We start from the raw sequence: 19163 nt of genomic DNA on the forward strand, positions 1-19163 counted from the left end.
GGAATCCCCCTGGCCTGCGCATCGTGCCCAACCCAACCGAGTGGAGAAGGCACGACAGGCTGCCGTATGGCTCTGGCACCTGGTTGCGTCCTTGGAAGTGGTGTAGCGGGTTGGACCTGATCCGGGGGTTTGTCCCGGCGTCCGGGTTGGTGCCCGCATAGAGCGACGGCCACCGGCTGATCTTCGAAGTGTCTAAGCCTCGAAGGAGATCAGCACGATGACCGCACATGACAGTCTGCCCCTGCACGCCCTGACCGAGGAGAACTTGGCCTCGGCGAGTCCTGACCTGCTGCGCGCGATGATCAAGACGTTCGCCGACGCGCTGATGTCGGCGGAGGCCGACGCGCTCTGCAACGCCGAGTACGGGCAGGCCAGCGACGAGCGCGTCAACCACCGCAACGGTTATCGCCCGCGGGAGTGGGACACCCGCGCCGGCACCGTCGAACTCGCGATCCCCAAGCTGCGGCAAGGCAGCTACTTCCCGCACTGGCTGCTGGAACGGCGCCGCAGGGCCGAACAAGCCCTCATCTCCGTGGTCGCCACCGCCTACCTCCTCGGCGTCTCAACCCGCCGTGTCGAGAAACTCGCCCAGTCCCTCGGCGTCACCCAGCTGTCGAAATCCCAGGTCAGCGCCATGTCCAAGCACCTGGACGAGCAAGTCACCGCGTTCCGCAACCGGCCCCTGGACGCAGGCCCGTACGCCTTCGTCTGGGTCGACGCCCTCACCCAGAAGGTCCGCGAGCAGGGCCGGACCGTCAACGTCCACGCCCTCGTCGCGGTCGGAGTCAACGCCGACGGGCACCGCGAGATCCTCGGCATCGACGTCGCCACCGCAGAAGACGGCGCCGGCTGGCTGGCGTTCCTGCGCTCGCTGACCGCCCGCGGCCTGAGCGGAGTCCAGCTCGTCGTCTCCGACGCCCACACCGGCCTGGTCAATGCGATCGGGGCGGTCCTGCCCGGCGCGTCCTGGCAGCGCTGCCGCACCCACTACGCCCGCAACCTGCTCTCCCAAGTGCCGAAATCCGCCCAGCCCTGGGTGGCCACCCTGCTGCGGACGGTCTTCGAACAACCCGACACCGATGCGGTGAAAGCCCAGATGACGCACGTGCTGAACGCCTTGGAGGCGAAGTTCCCCAAGGCCGCCGCACACCTGGACACCGCCCAGCATGACCTGCTGGCCTTCACCGCCTTCCCCCGCGAGATCTGGCGGCAGATCTGGTCGAACAACCCGCAGGAGCGCCTGAACAAGGAGATCCGCCGCCGCACCGACGTCGTCGGGATCTTCCCCGACCGCACCGCACTCATCCGCCTGGTCGGCGCAGTCCTGGCCGAGCAGAACGACGAATGGACCGAAGCCCGCCGCTACATGGGGCTCGACCTGCTCGCCAAAGCCCGCCTCCACTCGATCGGGTCAGAAACCGACGAGACCGCCCTGCCCACCGAACTCACCGCATAGCCTCAAAACAAGATCGCCGAGTGGCCGTCGATACACCACTCCAGCGGACGTGACCTGGCACCTCTGCTGTGCAGCCCAAGCCAACGTGGCGCCTGCCCGGTTGATGGGGATCTCTGAAATCGGCCAGGGCCGCTCGTCGCCTCACTCGGTCCGACGTTCAACGGGGTGAAGAACTTCAGCGAGCACCCTCGCGTGTCTCTGGCCGAGGCACCAGGTCGTGGATTGAGGGAGGCGTGTCGGGCTGCCAGGGGGACCACTGGGGCCCATTCAGCAGTCGTCTACGCTCTCGCCATGCAGCGCAGCGATGTCACGAGGGACGACGGCACGTGGATGGGCCTGTCCCTGGACGTACAGGACCGCCACCAGCCGGGGCTGTGCGTGCTCAGTGCCGGGCCGCAACTGCAGGTCTCCCAGCTGTCGCGGTCTGTATTGCTCGCCGTTGTCGACGAGCAACTCCAGGGCGTGGACTTCTGGCGCACCGATGAGTACCGCTCCTTCGTTCCGCCGTTGCGCGCCGATGCCGGGCGTGCCCTGGCTGGCAGCCCGGAACGCTGGGCTCACCGCTTTGCTCAGTACCTCGTCGACTCGCCGGACAGCCCTCTGCATGAGGGCCGGTGGCTGCTCTCGTGCGACAGTCCGCTCCGGCGTTGGCGCCACGCCGAGACCTCACATGCCGATTACTGGAGCTCGATGCTCGTCGAAGGGCATCCGGACGGATACATCGACTGGTTCCTCCATTCTCATTCGTGGGAGGTCCTTCCGCTGCGGCCAATGCCCAATGCTGACGACAGCCGGGTCAAGGCGTACCGCAAGCAGGCCCGTGAAGGGACGGTCCCACCTGTCCTGTTGTGGTGGATAAGTGGCCTTGACTGCCATCTGATCCTGGACGGTCACGCGCGGCTCGCCGCAGCGATCGCCGAATCCGTCGAGCCTCCGCTGCTGCAGTTGCACCGTACGGTGCCGCGCGATGACCTGACCGCACGCATCAATGAGGCCACGGGCTTCTACGAGGACGAACTGGCACGCTTCGCCGAACTCCGCACTGTTCATGGCCCCACCGTTCCAGACGGTGCCGCCGCCGCCGGCCCACAGCTCGTCCGCCTCCTTCACGACCTGAACACCGCGGAACAGCCGACCTGGGCATGGCCCCTGCCTGGGGGAGAGGACCAGTGGCGTCGTATCGCACGCGAGGTGACAGCCGGCCATGACTGGCCCCATATCTGAGCCCTGCTGAAAGTCGCCCACTGACCGCCGCACCTCCAAGAGCACGCGCACCGCGGTGAAGGACCACCACCTCCGAGGTGCGAGCTCTCACGCTTACGCAGACTCTGGCGCAAGCCGCTGCCAGTAGGCGGTCCACAGCCGAGGGCCCCTGCCCCGATCGCCGAATGGCTATCAGGCAATGTGGGGAGATCCACTGAGCAGGTCTGGGGTCGGCGCCGAGCAAGAGGTGGCCGATTTCAAAGAGCACCATCACGGTCTGGGTTTTACGGCTGTATGGCCCCGAGCCCACTCGACGTACGTCCCCTGGTGACTTGCGGATTTGCGATCGCACCAGACCGGAGAGATAAGCTGGAACCGGCCGCACGAGAGTGTTTTCGGTCACACGTAAAGTGCCTTCGTGCGGCCACTTCTCTGTCCCGGCCATGCCACGCCCGCGCGCATAGCCCGGTGGGCCCGGGGCGGCTCGGCCGTAGAATGGCCGTCGTGACTGACGACACCCAGCGCCCCGAAAGCGGGCTGAACAGCGCCCCCGAACTGCCGACCCAATATGCGCCGGCTGAGGTAGAGGGGCCGCTGTACGAGCGCTGGGTAGAACGCGGCTACTTCGAGGCGGACGCCAAGAGCACCAAGCCCGCGTACACCATCGTCATCCCGCCGCCGAACGTCACCGGCTCCCTCCACCTGGGTCACGCTTTCGAGCACACGCTGATCGACGCCCTCACCCGCCGCAAGCGCATGCAGGGCTACGAGACGCTCTGGCAGCCCGGGATGGACCACGCCGGCATCGCCACGCAGAACGTCGTCGAGCGGGAGCTCGCCAAGGAAGGCAAATCCCGTCACGACCTGGGCCGAGAGGCATTCGTCGAACGTGTTTGGCAGTGGAAGGCCGAGTCCGGTGGTCAGATCGCCGGGCAGATGCGGCGCCTGGGCAATGGCGTGGCGTGGAGCCGTGACCGCTTCACCATGGACGAGGGCTTGTCCCGTGCCGTCCAGACGGTCTTCAAGAAGATGTACGACGACGGCCTGATCTACCGTGCCGAGCGGATCATCAACTGGTGCCCGCGCTGCCTGACGGCCATCTCCGACATCGAGGTCGACTACCAGGACGACGACGGAGAGCTCGTCTCTCTGAAGTACGGCGAGGGCGAGGACAGCGTCGTTGTGGCGACCACCCGCGCCGAGACGATGCTCGGCGACACCGCGGTCGCCGTTCATCCGGACGACGAGCGGTACGCGCACCTCGTGGGCAAGCAGATCAAGCTCCCGCTCACCGGACGCACGATTCCCGTCGTTGCCGACACGCACGTCGACCCGGAGTTCGGCACCGGTGCCGTCAAGGTCACGCCCGCCCATGACCCGAACGACTTCGCCATCGGGCAGCGCCACAACCTCGAGTCGATCACGGTCCTCGACGAGCGCGGCGTCATCACCGCCCACGGTCCCTTCGAGGGGCTCGACCGATTCGAGGCGCGCTCCGCGATCGTCGCCGCGCTGCGGGCCGAGGGCCGGATCGTCGCCGAGAAGCGGCCATACGTCCACTCGGTCGGGCACTGCTCGCGGTGCAAGACGACGCTGGAGCCGCGGCTGTCCCTGCAGTGGTGGGTGAAGGTCGAGACGCTCGCCAAGGCCGCGGGAGACGCAGTCCGCGACGGGCGGGTGAACATCCACCCCGCCGACCTGTCCCAGCGCTACTTCGACTGGGTCGACAACCTCAACGACTGGTGTATCTCGCGGCAGTTGTGGTGGGGCCACCGGATTCCCGTCTGGCACGGCCCGAACGGCGAGACCGTGTGCGTCGGCCCTGACGAGCAACCGCCGAGCGGCGAGGGCTGGGAGCAGGACACCGATGTCCTCGACACCTGGTTCTCGTCCGGCCTGTGGCCCTTCTCCACAATGGGCTGGCCGGAGCAGACCGAGGACCTGGCCAAGTTCTATCCGAACTCGGTCCTGGTCACCGGGTACGACCTGATGTTCTTCTGGGTCGCCCGCATGATGATGTTCGGCCTGTACGCGATGGACGGCGCCGTCCCCTTCCGCACCATCGCCTTCCACGGCATGGTCCGTGACGATCACGGCAAGAAGATGTCGAAGTCGTTCGGCAACACCGTCAATCCGATCGACTGGATGGACAAGTACGGCTCCGACGCGCTGCGGTTCACCCTCGCACGGGGCGCCAACCCCGGCACCGATGTGCCGATCGGTGAGGACTGGGTTCAGGCGTCGCGGAACTTCGCCAACAAGGTCTGGAACGCGACACGGTTCGCCCTGATGAACGGGGCCACGGTCGAAGGCGAGCTACCCGCGGCCGAGCGTCTTTCCGCCACCGACCGCTGGATCCTGTCCCGGCTCAACACGGTCGTGGCCGAGGCGGACGCCTACTACGACGACTACCAGTTCGCGAAGCTCGCCGACGCCCTCTACCACTTCGCCTGGGACGAGGTCTTCGACTGGTACGTCGAGCTGTCCAAGACGACGTTCATGGCCGGCGGCGACGCGGCCAAGGTCTCGGCACGCGTCCTGGGCGAGGTCCTCGACGTGACGCTGCGCCTGCTGCACCCCATCGTGCCGTTCGTGACCGAGACCCTGTGGACCACCCTCACCGGCCGCGAATCCGTTGTGATCGCCGACTGGCCGAAGGACAGCGGGTTCCGGGACGCCGCGGCCGAGGCCGAGATCGAGAACCTCCAGCAGGTGATCACCGAGGTTCGTCGCTTCCGCGCCGACCAGGGACTTCAGCCCGGTCAGAAGGTCCCGGCGTGCCTGGACCTGTCCGGCACATCGCTGGCCGCGCACGAGGCCGCCATCCGCCAGCTGCTGCGTCTGCAGCCGGAGGGCGACGGATTCAGCGCCACGGCGACGCTCGCCATCGCCGGCGCCACGGTCGCGCTCGACCTGTCCGGCACCATCGACGTCGCCGCCGAGCGCAAGCGGCTGGCCAAGGACCTCGCTGCCGCCGAGAAGGAGAGGGCCCAGACGAAGGCCAAGCTCGGCAACGAGGCGTTCATGGCGAAGGCGCCGGAGAACGTGGTCGAGAAGATTCGTACCCGCCTAGCGAAGGCGGAAGCGGACATCATCCGCCTGGAGAACCAGATCAGCCGTCTGCCGCAGGCGTAACCACCCGTCCAACGGAGGATGCCCCGGACAGTGCGTCCGGGGCATCCTCCGTTTGACGGGCGAGCTCTTCTAGGGGATCCCAAGATCCTCGAAGGGACTCGACAGAGAGAACTGCCGCTGCCGGGCGACCGCCAGGGCCTGTTCGAGGTCGAACTCGGCCATCCGGATCAGATCGACGAGCCGAGAGGGCTTCGAGGCGAGGACCTCGCGCGCGATGTCCTCAGCGGAGTCGTCGCGGCTGAGGCGATCCCGGAACAGGTCGAGGTTCTTCTCGACCACCAGCAGCGTCATCTGGAACTCGGACACATCGGCGTCGGAGACCCGCCGTGTACGGGAGTGGACTCGGTATTCGTGCATGGGGCCGGCGATGCAGACGATGGTGTTGGCGGCCCCTCTGCGGAAGCGTCCCGCGATGAGGTTGACGGCGAACGCCCAGTCCCCCCACTTGCGTACGCACGGGTCGTAGAGACCACCGCGGATAGCGTCGTCGCGACGGTAGACGATCGAAGTGGGCACGTGGTGCTTGCGCAGGATCAGCTCTTCGCGGCAGGGATACGAGGAGATGGTGAGCCCCTCGAAGTCGCCGATCATCCTCGACATCGTGTGGACGAAGGCCAGGTGCTGGTGCACCCTGAGTAATTTGACGGCCCGGTCCGGGTAGCTTCCGGCCGTCAGCAGTTCGGGCGCGGTGGCGAGTCGGTCGTCGGCGTCGAGTTGCATGATGTAGGCAAAGCTTGCGGCGTCGATGCCGGTGTTCCTGGCGGCATGGTGTCCGCTGTGGTCCTGGCGGACGACGCGTACCCCGGCGCGCTCGGCGCACTGCGAGATGGCGCGTAGCGTGGACTGGTCGTCGGAGCCATCGTCCACGACCACGATCTCGTAGGGGAAGGCGTGGGGCTGCTGCAACAAGGACTCGACGGCCTCGAAGAGGTAGTCGCCGGAGTTGAAGCAGGGGATGACGAAGCTGATCCCCTCGGGCAGGCTCGGTTTCAAGGCGTTCTCCCCGTCCCTGATCAGGCAGCCTGGTTGGCCGCGATGACGGTGGCCCGGGTCGCTTCAAAACAGTTGCGCCCGGTCCGGATGTCCCGTTCCACGTGCTCCGACCAGAGCAGCGTGAGGTCCCAACCCTTGTAGATGCGCTCGATCGCTCGTCGGAAATGGTCCGGGGAGTAGTCGGCCTCTCCTTCGATACGCAGCAGCCGACCGTCCGTGGACGTGCGTGTGATTCCCGTGAAGACTTCGAGGTAATGGCGGTTCCCCCCGCGCGCATTGGCCACCGCGCCCGTAAGGAGGGACTCGACGTCACGCCTTGCGAGGTAATGCAGGACATCCTTGGCGACTAGGACCCCGAAGTCCTCATCTATGGTGAACTCTTCGGCTAGGCATTCTCGTGGTTCGATCCGGCCGGCCCATTCTTCTGCGCCGCCGATGCGACGAAGAAGCAACTTACTGGGGACCTGATCCACGGCTAACACATGAAAACCCACTCGCGCTAAGGCGATCACGTAGGTGCCTGCACCGTACCCCAACTCCAGTGCGGTACGGGGGGTCTCGTCTCCGATGGATTCCAGGAACGCGTTGAACCGTTCTGAAGTGGCGGCCTGCAGGTTCTCGGCGGTGTTCCGGCCGTTCCGGATTGCGTCCGTGTAGAAGGCATACACGGACGCCTTCGAAACAATCTGATTCATGGGTGACTCCTCTATGATCTGTGGGCTGGACCCGTCGGCGCCTAGAAGGGCACCGCCATTGGACGTCCGGGAGCAAGCACCGAAGAGGCAAGTGCTTCAGTGACCTGCATGGGCCGAAGATGGCTCGCAAGAGAACTGCGGTGCTCGCATCCGCGAAGCCAGTTCTCCATGAGCCGGCGGTTGCTGTCGCTGTGGAACAGCCCGCCGAACGACTCTTCGGACACGTACTGCTCGTCGGGCAGAAGGGCGGCATTGGCGCGGGTGGTCACGCGGGCGAATGCGTCAATCCCGTCCGCACTGCGGCCGCGGGGGATGTCGTAGCAGTGGACATGAGTGGAGAACAGCGTCGACAGCTGAGCCTCCAGATCCACGCTCGACGTGCGACCGTTGACGTTGTAGAGGCCGTCCGGCAGCTCGGCCCAGTCGCGGATGGAAGGCGTGGTCTGCTCGAAGGACAAGGTCCCAAGTGAGACGGTCCTCCCCGTGGCTGCGTCCAAGAGGCGGAACGCGGAGGTCACATCCGTCTCGCCGAATCGCAACCCCTCGTCCGAGTCCGCCGGCCACCGTGCCCCGCCGTCCAGAAACCTGCTGGCGATCGGCTGCGAGACGCGCTGGTGTTGATCGATGGGAAAGGCCGCGAAGGAGCTGACCTCCAAGCGGAGTTGCCGCTCAGGGAGCAGGTCCGCGTTGAGCGACAGGATCTGGGTCGCCAGGTCCACGTAGTGGTACGCGCCGTGCATCATCATCCCGTAGCCGTACTTGTACGGATGGTCGTCGCGACTCTCGAACTCGCGCTGGAGGTTCCACACCCCGCCGGCGGCCCGGAGATGGAACGAAGTCAGGGGTGCTTCCCACCGCTCCATCCTCTGCTTGAGCGAAGCGATGACCTTCTGGTTGTAAATCTCGTGGTAGCGGCTCAGCGTCATCACCGAATGTTCTGCAGGGGAGCCGGAAGCAATGCCGATCAGTTCCTCCATGGTCTTCGTGATGTGCGACGGCTTGAACCGGCCATCGACGACGGGAGCCAATACCGGCTTCTCGACCAGCGAGACAATGTGGTTCTGCACGCAGAATCGCAGGTATGCCTCGTGAGCCCGCACCTCGGTGGCGATGTACATCATCGTCGGTAAGCCGGGGACTCGCAGCCGCTGGACTGCCGCCGCTATGAGCTCTCGCGGCGTTTCCTGTACTCGGTCGCCGAAATCCGGCAGATAGACGACACTTCGAGGCTTCATGCTCGCCGCGTCTATGCGCTTGTCGACTTCCTTTTGCTGTGACTCCAGATCGATGATGGAGTAGGAGTCGATGTGGCCAGACGTGATGGCATCGCGAATGCAGGACAGGTACTTACTGACGACGATTTCATCGAAGCCGACGACGATGAGGTGATGGGTCGATGTCACGGGACCGCCTTTCCGGGGAGCCAAAAATGCATCGTTATAGACCGATTCTTGGTGCCGCCGCAGGCCATTATGGCAATGGAGGAGGTTCTCTGAGCGTCGCTTGGAAGAGCTGAGATGCGGGCATAATTAGGCCCGCCGGCCGATTAATACGGCGGCTGCGACATCGCAACCGAAAAGGCCAACGGCGACCGCTTCTACCGCCTTCGGAGTCGCGAGCGCGGCACTCGTGGCACATCCAGACATGAGGGCATCAGGGCAGCGGGTACATGCACCTCACCCGGCTCCTCCAGCAGGCAAGCGTCCAGCCACCAGTCCTTACGCAGCTGCCACGAACTCCCGTGACCTGTCGTTGAAGTCCGCGACCAGCCGGTGCGCCGTACCCATTACGCGGCGCACCAGTTGTGGCAGCAGCAGCTCTTAGGCATCGAAGAAGCCGCGCTCGCGTTCGATGTCGGTCACGCGGGTGGCTGCCACGTCGCATTCGATCTGGGCCGCCGCGCTGTAGTGGCCGACCACGTCCTTGCCGAGGAGCTCCGCCGCAGCGGCGCTGGCTCGGAAGGCGCTCAGAGCCACGTCGAGGGAGGACGGCAGCAGCGGCACGCCGGGGGCGTCGTAGGCGTTGCCAGTGGTGGCCGAAGGCGGCTGAAGCTCGTGTTTGATCCCGTATCGGCAGGCGGCGAGCACGGCCGCGACCGTGAGGTAGGGGTTGGCGTCCGCGCCGGGGATGCGTATTTCCAGGTGTCGCGCGGTGCCGTGTCCGGTCACTCGTACCGCGCAGGTCCGGTTGTCCCAGCCCCAGGCCGCCCGTGTGGGGGCGAAGGACCGGGGGCGGAGGCGCTTGTAAGAGTTGGACGTTGGGAGCAGCAACGGCAGCTGCTGGGGCAGCACCTGGACGAGTCCCGCCACGGCCTGCGCGCCGATGGCCGACAGTCCTCCCTGGTCAGCGGGGAGGACCGGATCGCTTTCGCGGTACAGCGAGAGATGGACGTGCAGGCCGTTGCCGACGTCGGTGACCGGCGCGGCCATGAACGTCGCGCTGTTCTCCGTCCACGGACTGACCGACTTGACGATGTGCTTGAAGGCCACGTGGTTGTCTGCCGCGGTCAGCGGCTCTCCGTACCGGAAGGTGACCTCCACCTGGCCGGGAGCGGCTTCGGGTTTGACCGCTTCCAGCGGCAGTCCGGCGTTCGAGAGGGTTTTCTCGATCTCCTGCACATACTCGCTGACCCCGAGCGGCTGGATCAGCGCGTAGTCGAGGTTGCGGCGGGACAGTGGTTCAAGCTGGCGCGGCATCCGCTCGCCGTTGCCGAGGTAGACGGTGAACTCCGTTTCCAGGCCGACTTTCGCGGTCAGTCCCAGGTCCTCGCCGAGTCGGGCGATCTGCTCGCGTAGGACGTGGCGGGGCGCCACGGACAGCGCCTGTCCGTCGGGTTGCTCGACATCGGCCAGGACCAGGACGCCGCCGCGGTGCCAGGGCAGGCGACGCAAGGTCCGCAGGTCGGGGACCACGCGCACGTCCCCGTACCCGGTCTCCCAGGACGCGATGCCGAATCCGGGCAGCGGGCGCATCTCGACGTCAGTGGCCAGCAGGTAGGCGCAAGCTTCCGCGCCCCCGCCCAGGAGGCGGTCGACGAACAGCCGTGCCTGGTGCCGCTTCCCGACCAGGCGTCCATGCAGGTCCGGGATCGCCAGCGTGATGGTTTCGGCCTCGCCGTCGGCCACGAGCCAACGCAGTTCCTCGGCGGAGATCAGACCGCCCGGCACGGACTCTCCCGTCGCTTCCATTACACGACCCCTTCGGCGAACTGGGCGAGTTCGACGTCCCCTGCCAGCGGGGGTGCTTCGTAGGTACGACGGCCGGCCAGTCGCCACCAGACGGCGGCCAGTACAAGCACCACGACCAACGCGACGGGCGCGTAGTTGAACGAGGCCGCCGTCACCAGGCCGTGCGCGGGTCTGGTCTGCGGCAGGCAGAACAGAACGGTCACCAGCGCGACCCACGCCACGGCCGCCGAGCCCACCGCGACGCTCCACCTGCCGAGGTGCCAGGGGCCGGGTGTGAAGCGGCGTCCTGCTTTCAGCCGCAGGTAGATCGGGATGGCGTAGGCAGGGGTGATGCCGATGACGTTGATCGCGGTAACGGCGCCATAGGCGACTGTGCTGTACAGCGCGGGCAGTGCCAGCAGCGCCGCCACGGCAACGGCCAGCCACACCGCGCGGGTCGGCGTTCCGGTACGGGCCGAGACCCGGCGCCACATCGCCGAACCGGGCAGCGCCCCGTCGCGGGAGAACGCGAAGACCATCCGCGAGCACGCGGCGACTTCGGCATTTCCGCAGAACAGCTGCGCCACGATCACCACCAGCAGCAGGACCTTCGCGCCGCCGGAGCCGAGGGCGTCGAGGAATATCTGCGCTGGTGGCACCCCGGCCGCGCTGTTCTGGGCGCCCGCGTAATCCTGGATCGCGTACGTCAGGCCTGCCAGCAGCACGAACCCGGCGATCCAGGACCAGCCGATCGCGTGCATGATGCCTCGTGGCGCGCTGACCTGGGCCTTGGTCGTCTCCTCGCTCAGGTGCGCGCTGGCGTCGTAACCGGAGAAGGTGTACTGCGCCAGCAGCAGCCCGATCAGCACCACGTACCAGTTCGACGACCACCCGGTGTCGTTGACGAAGGTGGTGAACATGAAGTGCGGGGACTGGTGATGGATCGGTACAAGCACCAAGGCGCCGACAATCACCCCGACTCCCGTCAGATGCCACCACACGCTGACGGAGTTCAGCACGTTGACCAGCCGCACGCCGAACAGGTTCAGCACCGCGTGCAGCAGCAGGATCGCCAGGTAGATCAGCATCGTCCTGCCCGGTGTGGGCACGAAACCCCACTGGAGGTTGGCGAAGGCCCCGGCGAACAGAGCGCATCCGTAGTCGATGCCTGCGATCGCCCCCAGCAGGCCCAACAGGTTGAGCCAGCCGGTGTACCAGCCCCACCTCGGGCCGCCCAACCGGTTCGCCATGTCGAACAGAGCGCCGCTGGTCGGATAGGCCGAGGTCACCTCCGCCAGCGCGGCGCCCACCAACATCACCATGGCACCGACCACCACCCAGCCCCAGAGCATCACCGCCGGACCGCCTGTCGCCAGGCCGAACCCGTACAGCGTCATGCAGCCCGACAGGACCGAGATCACCGAGAAACTGATGGCGAAGTTCCCGAAGCCGTTCATTCTCCGGCTCAGCTCCGGTTCGTACCCCAACTCACGCAGCAAGTGGTCATCGTCCAGCGCCGTTTCCATGGCACCGCGATCCGAATGCGACATCGCACAACCTCCAAGAAGGCAGACAGGACAGAACAGGCGGCTCTGCCGCCGCCGATACGCTCAATGCAGGGGAACCCGCGAGCCCGGTCGCGCCGGGCCGGCGACCGCGAGGCACTGCCTGCGGGCCTTGAGGAATTCCTCCAGCCCGGACTGCGGATCGCGGGGCTCGGCGGCGACCAGGCTCCACGGCTGGGCGGTGGCATGTCGGCCCATGGCGCGGAACACCCGCGCCGCTTCCTCGTGGCGGCGGCCCGCCCACAGGGCGTGGGCCAGATGGTTGAGATCCAGCGCCGAGCGCTCCACCGGGTCCGACAGCTGGAACCACCCCTGCAGAGCGCGCTGGACATCGTCGATCAGCGGCTCGCGAGTCCACTGCGCCCGCCCGATCGCCTCGTACCGGCCGCGCTCCCGCTTGTCGCGGTAGTGCTGGGCGTACGCGTACAACGGCAGCACCAGCAGCGCGGAACCCGACTGCCAGGGCACCCACGACTTCACCGCGTGCGTGAAGTTCAGCGCCGCAGCCGGTCCGCCGACGGGAGCGGCCAGCAAGGCCTGCAGCATCCGGTGATGGGCCTCACGATTGTGCTGGTCGCGCTGCCAGACTTCGCGGAGCAGGCCCCAGGGGCCGGTCGGCAGCATCCGATCCGGGGGAGCTGCCCGATGCTCCCGGACCCTCTTCTCCGGATCGACCTGGGCCAGAGCCAGGCGGCACACCCACGGCACGGGGTCCGCCAGCGCCATCTCAGCCGCAGACGCCGCCGACGCCCGTGCCACATGCGCCAGTTCACCGGCCCCGGCATGTCCGGCGCGATACGCATGCAGGACCCGCTCGGTATCCACCCTGGCCCGCATCATCAGCGCGTCGAGATTTGAAGGCTCCTCGGCCAGCCACTCCCACACCACGTGGGAGCGGGCGGCCACCGACGCCAGCACCTGTGACCGTGACGTCCGCAACCCCCACCGATCGCCCGTGCGGGCCAGCAGATTCCGCATCGGCATCCACCGGCCGACTCGCACCTCTTCCAGTGCGACCCGCAATTCGGCGTCGTGCCCGGCTGGGTGGAACCGGGGCCGGAACTCTGCTGTGCTGCCGGCCATCAGAGGACCTCCGTTGCGGCGCGAGTGGCTAAGCGGGCCACGCGACGAGCCTCGGCGTTGAGATCCACACGTGCGCTCATTGCGTCCCCGTACAGATCCGGCGGTGTGCACTGACCCCGATGGTGAGAGCGCTGCACAACGCCGCGGCGTTGGTGAGCATCACGCGCGCTTCAAGCCCGTTGTGCCAGTGCGGTCCCGGTCCGCGCAGTCGGCCGCGTTCGGGCACAACGAGGTACTGGGCGCGGCCGAGAAGCCGTATCTCCGGGATGTCCCACTCGGCGGTGGCCCCCTGGGCGACGAACCAGTACAGAACCCGCTCGTGAGGGTCTTCGATCACGGCTCCGCTGGACTCGCCCAGGGCTGCCAGAGCCCATTGGCCGATGTTGGACGGAACACGGACCGCGTCCCACTCGTAGCCCGCGGCTTGCAACTGGTAGCCCTCGACGACCCGCAGGGTGGGCGCTCGCGGAAATCCAAAGGACATCGGACTCTGGCTCCTCGACATGGACCGGGCGGTGGAGGTGCCATCGTGACGGCGTTCCGCAGCTCAATCGAGGACTTCTGGTGGCCACTAACAGGGCCTCTGGAGGGCTTAGTTGGGTTCACGCGGCAACTTCGCGCCACAGTAGGACGTCCCATGGCAAGCTCAGGACAGAGCTCTGTCCTCGGAGGTACTCCATGCCGCGTCCAGTTGGAAACAACCGTCTCAAGTCCGCCCGTGTCGCTGCCGGTTACAACTCTCAACAGGCGCTCGCAGACGCCATCACCAACACGGCTCCACGGTTGGGCATCAAACGGCTGACCGTCGGCGCCCGCCAGGTGCGGCGATGGGAATCCGCTGCCCCGCCTTGGCCTCAACCGGACGTCCGACGTGTCCTGTCCCACCTCCTGAGTCAGGAGGCCGAGGAACTCGGCTTCGTTCCGCCCTGGGGTGCCGGCGAGCAGCCACCCGGACCGTCACGACGCCACGTCGTCGCCGGTTCGATAGCCGGGTTCGGCTTGGCCGCCGTCCCCGCTCAGGCCACGGCGGCGACGCAACCTGCCAGCGTCGCCGTGGACTTCCAGGCCGTCACACGCTCACACCGTCATCTGTACTGGTCGGTCTCCCCTGCCGACCTTCACCCGGCGGTCCTGGAACACGCCCGGCTCGGCTGTGCCCTGCTGCCGGCCATAGCGAATCCGGGGCGTCGCAGCCTGGCAGCGGCGCTTGCGGAGTCCTACCTCCTGGCAGGCCGCATCGAGTTCTTCGACGTACGGCAACCCGACCAGGCAGCTGCGACCCTGCTGCGTGCCCTCCAGGCCGCAGGCGAAGCGGACGACCCTCTGCTCGGCTCCGCCATCCTGGCTCACACCGCCTTCGTCCCCGGCTGGGCCGGAGACCGTGATGCGGCCGCGGAACGCATGATCGCCGCCCGCACCTATGCCCGTCGCGGAGCCGCCTCAGCCGAATTCCGGGCCTGGCTGGACGCGGTGGAGGCCGAGTGCGAGACCCGGTGCGGCAACACTCGTGCGGCTCTGGCTCTCATCGGGAACGCCGAGGACGTGTTGGCCGCCGGTTCGCAACACCCGACTCCCGTATGGATGGACTGGTTCAATGCCGCCCGACTTGCCGCCTTCAAGGGCAACACCCAGCTGACAGCCGGCCATCTCCCCCAAGCCCGTACGACCCTTGTGCAGGCGCTGGCGGACCTGCCCGCGGACGACGACAAGCAGCGCAGCGTCCTGCTCGGCGACCTGGCCGCCGTCGAAACGGCCGCCGCCAACCCGCAGCAGGCGTGCGTGTACGCGGTTCAGGCACTGGAGCAGCTCGCTGTCACCTGGTACGCGACCGGGATGGAGCGCGTCCGAGAAGTCCGGCGATCCTTGGCCCCGTGGCAGCACGAGCCCTGCGTCCGCGACCTCGACGACCGGCTCTATGACTGGGGGACCACGGTCAGCGCCCTCCAGCGTTGAACTTCACGATCAGCTCCGGCAGCTCCGCGAGCGAATCGATGCGCATCGTCGTGATCGCGTCCGCATCGGGATCGTCCTGCTGGATAGTGCCCCAGGGGCCCCGCCGGATCAGCGCCGTCAGCAGTCCGGCCTGTACCGCCGGGCGAATGTCGTTGTCGAGCCGGTCACCTACGTACAGAATCTCGCCCGGCTCGGCCGGCGTCGCTTCGACGACATGCTCGAAAAAGGCGACGTCCGGTTTCGATGCCCCCCAGTCGTCGCTGGTCGCGATCAGGTCGGACGGCAGATCCAGCCCACGCAGCAGACCGCCGGCGCGCACGGTCTGGTTCCCCGCGATCCCCACCCACAGCCCCGCCCCGCGCAGCCCGGCCAGCGTCGGCCGGACATCCGGATACAGATCCTCCTCGCCGAACCACTCCGGCTTCCCGGCAGCCGCCCGCAGCTCCCGCTCCTGGGTCAGGTCGAAGCCGGGCCGGAACACCTGGAACGTCTCCCGGTAGTCGCGGCCCCGCGCGATGACGGCGCCGAACACGGCAGCGAAGGTGTGCCGGGGCACCCCCAGCCAGTCCGCCCAGGTGCCGTACTCCCGGGTCTCGTCAATCAGGCACTCGCCGACATCGAACACCACTGCACGAATCATGCGAGGCAGCGTAGTCGGGGGGAAGCTGCGCCCGGAACAGCGACGGTGACTCACCGGGATCACGCCACCCGTAACCTTGCAATATCCCAGCCTCAAGGCGCCGTTCCGGCTCTCCGCCGCGTCGGTCGCGGGCCTCCGCGCCGCCCTGCACGCGATGTCGTTCCGCCGGACCGGAAGGGCGAAGCCGCACGCTCACCCAGGCAACCCGCAATTGCCGGCCTCCGCGTCTGCGCCTCCCGCGGCCCACCACCACCCACGACAGTCAACCGTCCTAACGGGGAGAAGACTGCCCGGGGAGTACGCGGCGACATTTATCCCTGGGGCAACCAGCCCACCCCGGCCAGATGCAACTCCCGCGAGAGCGGCATCGGCTCCACGACCCCCGTCAGCCGATTCCACAGCGGCGTCAGCACCTACGGCGTCTATGACCTGTGCGGCAACACCTGGGAATGGTCCAGCACCCGCACCGAGCCGAATCGCTACGAACTCAAAGCCGGCGCCTTCACCTTCACCAGACCCTTCACCCGGGCCACACCCTCGTCGTTCAACGACGCCGCATCCACGATGCTCGACGACGACACCGGCTTCCGGTGCTGCATCACCGAAGCCGCCTTGCAGGACAAGCTGAGGTTCCACGCGGGATAGGGGCGTCGCCAAATCCAGTGTGCACTCCACCCGACGCCGCTCCTTGGCCGGCATGCCTTGGCTGGCGAGGCGTTAGCATTTTCGCCGTGGTGAGACTGGGCGCGCGGCGAGTCGTCGCGGTGGGGATGGCGGTACTGCTGGCACTGGGCGTCGCCGGCTCGCAGCGCGGGGCGGCCGTGGGAGGGGTGGCGAAGCCTGGCCCGCTTCCCGCCGACCCGTACATGTCCACGTCGCAGGACTACCAGCGGTCCCTGCAGGCGTCGGCGCTGCTGGTCCGGCAGTGCATGGCGGCCCGTGGCCACCCGGACTTCCCGCTCGACCCGCGCGATCCCGTCGACCCCATCACCATCAGTGCCGCCATGGTTGCCACCGACTACGGGGTCCTCGACATGGACAGTGCCCGCCGCTGGGGCTACGGCTGGGACCCCGCGGAGGACGCGGCCCGGCAGCCGAAGGGGCGCCGGATGACCAGCGCCGAGTTCGCGGACTATCCGGCCTGCGAGGCCGAGGCGGGCCGCCGGCTGGTGCGCGGCGTAGACGTCAAGGGGGACTGGTTCTACGCGAGCACCCGGGCCGTCGAGGTCCAGAAGGCGGTCAGGCGTGACCCGCGCCTGCTCGCGGCCTGGAACACGTGGTCCCGCTGCATGGCCGGGCAGGGATTCACGGCCTATCCCGACCCCGTCGCGGCTTACACGGACACTGCCTGGCACCGCGGTAGCGACGGAAACACCCCGCACACGCAGCGGGAGCGGGCCACGGCCGTTGCGGACGTCATCTGCAAGCGCCGCCACCACACGGTCGAGACCTGGCACACGGTAACGGCGCAGAAACAGGCAGCGGACATCGCACAGCACCGCGACGGCTATGCAGGTGGCCTGTGGCAGCTGCGGCTGTACCGGGCCAACATCGACGAGGTGCTCCGGACGCTCGGCTAGTGCCGCATCAGGCAACCTTCGCCCTGGTCTTGCCAGTCGAGTGCGGATTGTGGGCACGTAGTCTCACGGGATGCACTCCCATCTGAGCTTCGAGAACCCTCTCGCGCTGCCCCACGAGGCTGTGATCGAGACGTTGGAACGGGCTCTGCACGATCGCTCGCACGAGTTTGAGGCGGCGAGCGTCCTGGTCGGGAGCGCGTTGAACGACGACGATCAAGAGTTCGTCGAGTACTGGTGCAGGGAGGTCGGAACGCGGGCTGTTTCGGGAAGTCCTCTTCTCGGGCTGGCCGGCCTGTGCCTGGGACACACCGCGCGACGCTTCGGGCGTCTCAGTGATGAGGCTCTCGCGCTGGTGAAGTCGCTGGCGTCGCGTTCCGAGGCCGACCCGACTGACGTGGACGGTCGAGCTCTGGACGGCTATGACGACGTCCGGAGCTTCCTGCATTTGTGGTGAGGGGGTTCGCGGGTGCCGATCATGCGGCGTTTGCCCTGCTCACGATGGCCTTGAGGCGCTTATCCGCGGCGTGCTTGTTCCGCCAGATGATGTAGCGGCGGATCATGCTGCCCTGGGCCTTGTGGCTCGGATGGTCGGTGCCGTCGAGGGCGAAGTAGCGCAGGGCGGTGAACTGGGCCTCGATCCGGTTGAGCCAGGAGCTGTTGGTCGGGGTGTAGGAGATCTCCACGTTGTTTGCCGCGGCCCAGGTCCCGACCCGCTGGCACCGCTTCGTGGTCAGGTGGGGAGAGTAGTTGTCGCAGACGATCGCTATGCGGACGTCCGTCAGATGCAGCGAGCGCAGGTAGCGGCAGAACTCCAGGAACTTGGAGCGGTTCTTGGTCTTCTTGATGTGTCCATAGAGCTGGTCTTTGCCCAGGTCGTAGGCGGCGAACAGGTGCCTCACCCCGTGCGGACGGTTATAGGTCGCCCGTCGGCGCGGCCGCGGTTCACGATCCGGGTCCTTGTGCTTGCCCCCGCGTTCGGCCCACTGGCGACCGGGGTGGGGTTGCAGGTTGAGCGGCCCGAACTCGTCGAGGCAGAAGACGACCTCGGGTTCGCCCGGCTCGGGCAGGATCTCGCCGTCGGCGATGGCGTAGAGGTGCTCGACGCGGGCCTTCTTGACCGCGTAGTCGGGGTCCTTCGAGGTCTTCCACGTCTTTACGCGTTGAAAGGTGACGCCCTCCTCGCGGAGCAAGATGCGTAGACCCTCGTGGCTGATGTCGTCGACCACCCCCTCCGCGACCAGGAAGTCGGCCAGCTTGACCAGGCTCCAGGTCGAGAACGGCACGCCGTGCTCGACTGGTCTGGACTTGGCGATCTTCTTGATCTCACGCCGCTCGGGCAGGGTGAAGGTCCTCGGCCGACCGCCCTTGTACTTCGGGTAGAGCGAAACGAAGCCGTCGGCGTTGAAGTTATGGATCACATCGCGGACGCGGTCCGCGCTGGTGAACGTCACCTCGGCGATCTTGGCTACGTTCATGCCCTGCGCGGACAGCAGCACCATCTGGGCCCGCCGCCAGGTCACCACCGAGCCAGTGCCCCGCCGGACGATCCGCAACAACCGTTGCCCCTCGTCATCGTCGATCTCGCGGACCCGCACACGCTCAGCCACCCGGACAGCATGACGCACAACACCTCGCCCAGATAACCTTCCAGACGTGGCGTCACACGGGGCAAACCTTGCTTGACGCGGCACTA

The 19163-nt window shown here is 67.1% G+C and carries 16 protein-coding genes and 1 pseudogene; 7 read left to right on the forward strand and 10 right to left on the reverse strand.

Translation table 11 applies throughout. The annotated features are described in order from the left end of the window. Positions 1–217 precede the first annotated feature (217 nt). The 3 genes from OG900_21665 (at position 218) to OG900_21675 (ending at position 5794) form a co-directional block, all read left to right on the forward strand. On the forward strand, positions 218–1456 hold the full coding sequence (locus OG900_21665) for an IS256 family transposase (GenBank protein WUH92453.1): 1239 nt from the start codon (positions 218–220) through the stop codon (positions 1454–1456). Positions 1457–1747: 291 nt separating this feature from the next. Beyond that, complete coding sequence (locus OG900_21670; GenBank protein WUH92454.1) at positions 1748–2680, forward strand: hypothetical protein; 933 nt, start codon at positions 1748–1750, stop codon at positions 2678–2680. Between the two features lie 474 nt (positions 2681–3154). After that, positions 3155–5794, forward strand: coding sequence for a valine--tRNA ligase (locus OG900_21675; protein ID WUH92455.1), 2640 nt, complete (start codon positions 3155–3157; stop codon positions 5792–5794). A gap of 69 nt (positions 5795–5863) precedes the next feature. Here the strand turns inward: OG900_21675 and OG900_21680 are convergent, their stop codons facing one another. From OG900_21680 to OG900_21710, 7 genes are all read right to left on the reverse strand, one after another. Then, on the reverse strand, positions 5864–6787 hold the full coding sequence (locus OG900_21680; GenBank protein ID WUH92456.1) for a glycosyltransferase family 2 protein: 924 nt from the start codon (positions 6785–6787) through the stop codon (positions 5864–5866). Between the two features lie 20 nt (positions 6788–6807). Further along, a complete protein-coding gene (locus tag OG900_21685) occupies positions 6808–7482 on the reverse strand; it encodes a class I SAM-dependent methyltransferase (GenBank protein ID WUH92457.1) in 675 nt (224 codons plus the stop codon). Between the two features lie 41 nt (positions 7483–7523). Further along, entirely contained in the window at positions 7524–8885 is a 1362-nt protein-coding gene (locus OG900_21690; protein WUH92458.1) for a hypothetical protein, read from the reverse strand. 417 nt (positions 8886–9302) lie between these two features. Continuing rightward, entirely contained in the window at positions 9303–10670 is a 1368-nt protein-coding gene (locus OG900_21695) for a glutamine synthetase family protein (GenBank protein ID WUH92459.1), read from the reverse strand. Next, a complete protein-coding gene (locus OG900_21700; GenBank protein ID WUH92460.1) occupies positions 10670–12199 on the reverse strand; it encodes an amino acid permease in 1530 nt (509 codons plus the stop codon). Before OG900_21700 ends, OG900_21695 begins: the two co-directional genes overlap by 1 nt. Positions 12200–12259: 60 nt before the next feature. Further along, positions 12260–13297: a hypothetical protein gene (locus OG900_21705; protein ID WUH92461.1), complete on the reverse strand. Its 1038-nt coding sequence runs from the start codon at positions 13295–13297 to the stop codon at positions 12260–12262. Positions 13298–13373: 76 nt separating this feature from the next. Further along, positions 13374–13781: a hypothetical protein gene (locus OG900_21710; GenBank protein WUH92462.1), complete on the reverse strand. Its 408-nt coding sequence runs from the start codon at positions 13779–13781 to the stop codon at positions 13374–13376. A gap of 194 nt (positions 13782–13975) precedes the next feature. Between OG900_21710 and OG900_21715 the strand changes: the two genes are divergently transcribed. Beyond that, positions 13976–15250 (forward strand): transcriptional regulator, encoded by a 1275-nt coding sequence (locus OG900_21715; protein WUH92463.1) that lies wholly within the window; start codon positions 13976–13978, stop codon positions 15248–15250. On the opposite strand, the gene OG900_21720 is transcribed toward OG900_21715, so the two are convergent. Then, on the reverse strand, positions 15231–15890 hold the full coding sequence (locus OG900_21720) for an HAD family hydrolase (GenBank protein ID WUH92464.1): 660 nt from the start codon (positions 15888–15890) through the stop codon (positions 15231–15233). The two genes, OG900_21715 and OG900_21720, sit on opposite strands and share 20 nt — an antisense overlap. Positions 15891–15935: 45 nt before the next feature. Between OG900_21720 and OG900_21725 the strand changes: the two are divergent. Then, positions 15936–16358, forward strand: a pseudogene (locus OG900_21725) (formylglycine-generating enzyme family protein). Positions 16359–16369: 11 nt separating this feature from the next. Here OG900_21725 and OG900_21730 read toward each other — a convergent pair. Then, positions 16370–16513 carry a hypothetical protein gene (locus OG900_21730; GenBank protein ID WUH96093.1) on the reverse strand — a complete coding sequence of 48 codons (144 nt, stop codon included), beginning with the start codon at positions 16511–16513 and terminating at the stop codon, positions 16370–16372. 108 nt (positions 16514–16621) lie between these two features. Between OG900_21730 and OG900_21735 the strand changes: the two genes are divergently transcribed. Together OG900_21735 and OG900_21740 are read left to right on the forward strand one after the other, a co-directional pair. Then, complete coding sequence (locus tag OG900_21735) at positions 16622–17470, forward strand: hypothetical protein (protein ID WUH92465.1); 849 nt, start codon at positions 16622–16624, stop codon at positions 17468–17470. 70 nt (positions 17471–17540) lie between these two features. Beyond that, complete coding sequence (locus OG900_21740; GenBank protein ID WUH92466.1) at positions 17541–17924, forward strand: hypothetical protein; 384 nt, start codon at positions 17541–17543, stop codon at positions 17922–17924. A 19-nt stretch (positions 17925–17943) separates the two neighbouring features. On the opposite strand, the gene OG900_21745 is transcribed toward OG900_21740, so the two are convergent. Then, positions 17944–19077, reverse strand: coding sequence for an IS630 family transposase (locus OG900_21745; protein WUH92467.1), 1134 nt, complete (start codon positions 19075–19077; stop codon positions 17944–17946). Positions 19078–19163 lie beyond the last annotated feature (86 nt).

This window comes from Streptomyces sp. NBC_00433 (assembly GCA_036015235.1).
GTDB lineage: Bacteria > Actinomycetota > Actinomycetes > Streptomycetales > Streptomycetaceae > Actinacidiphila.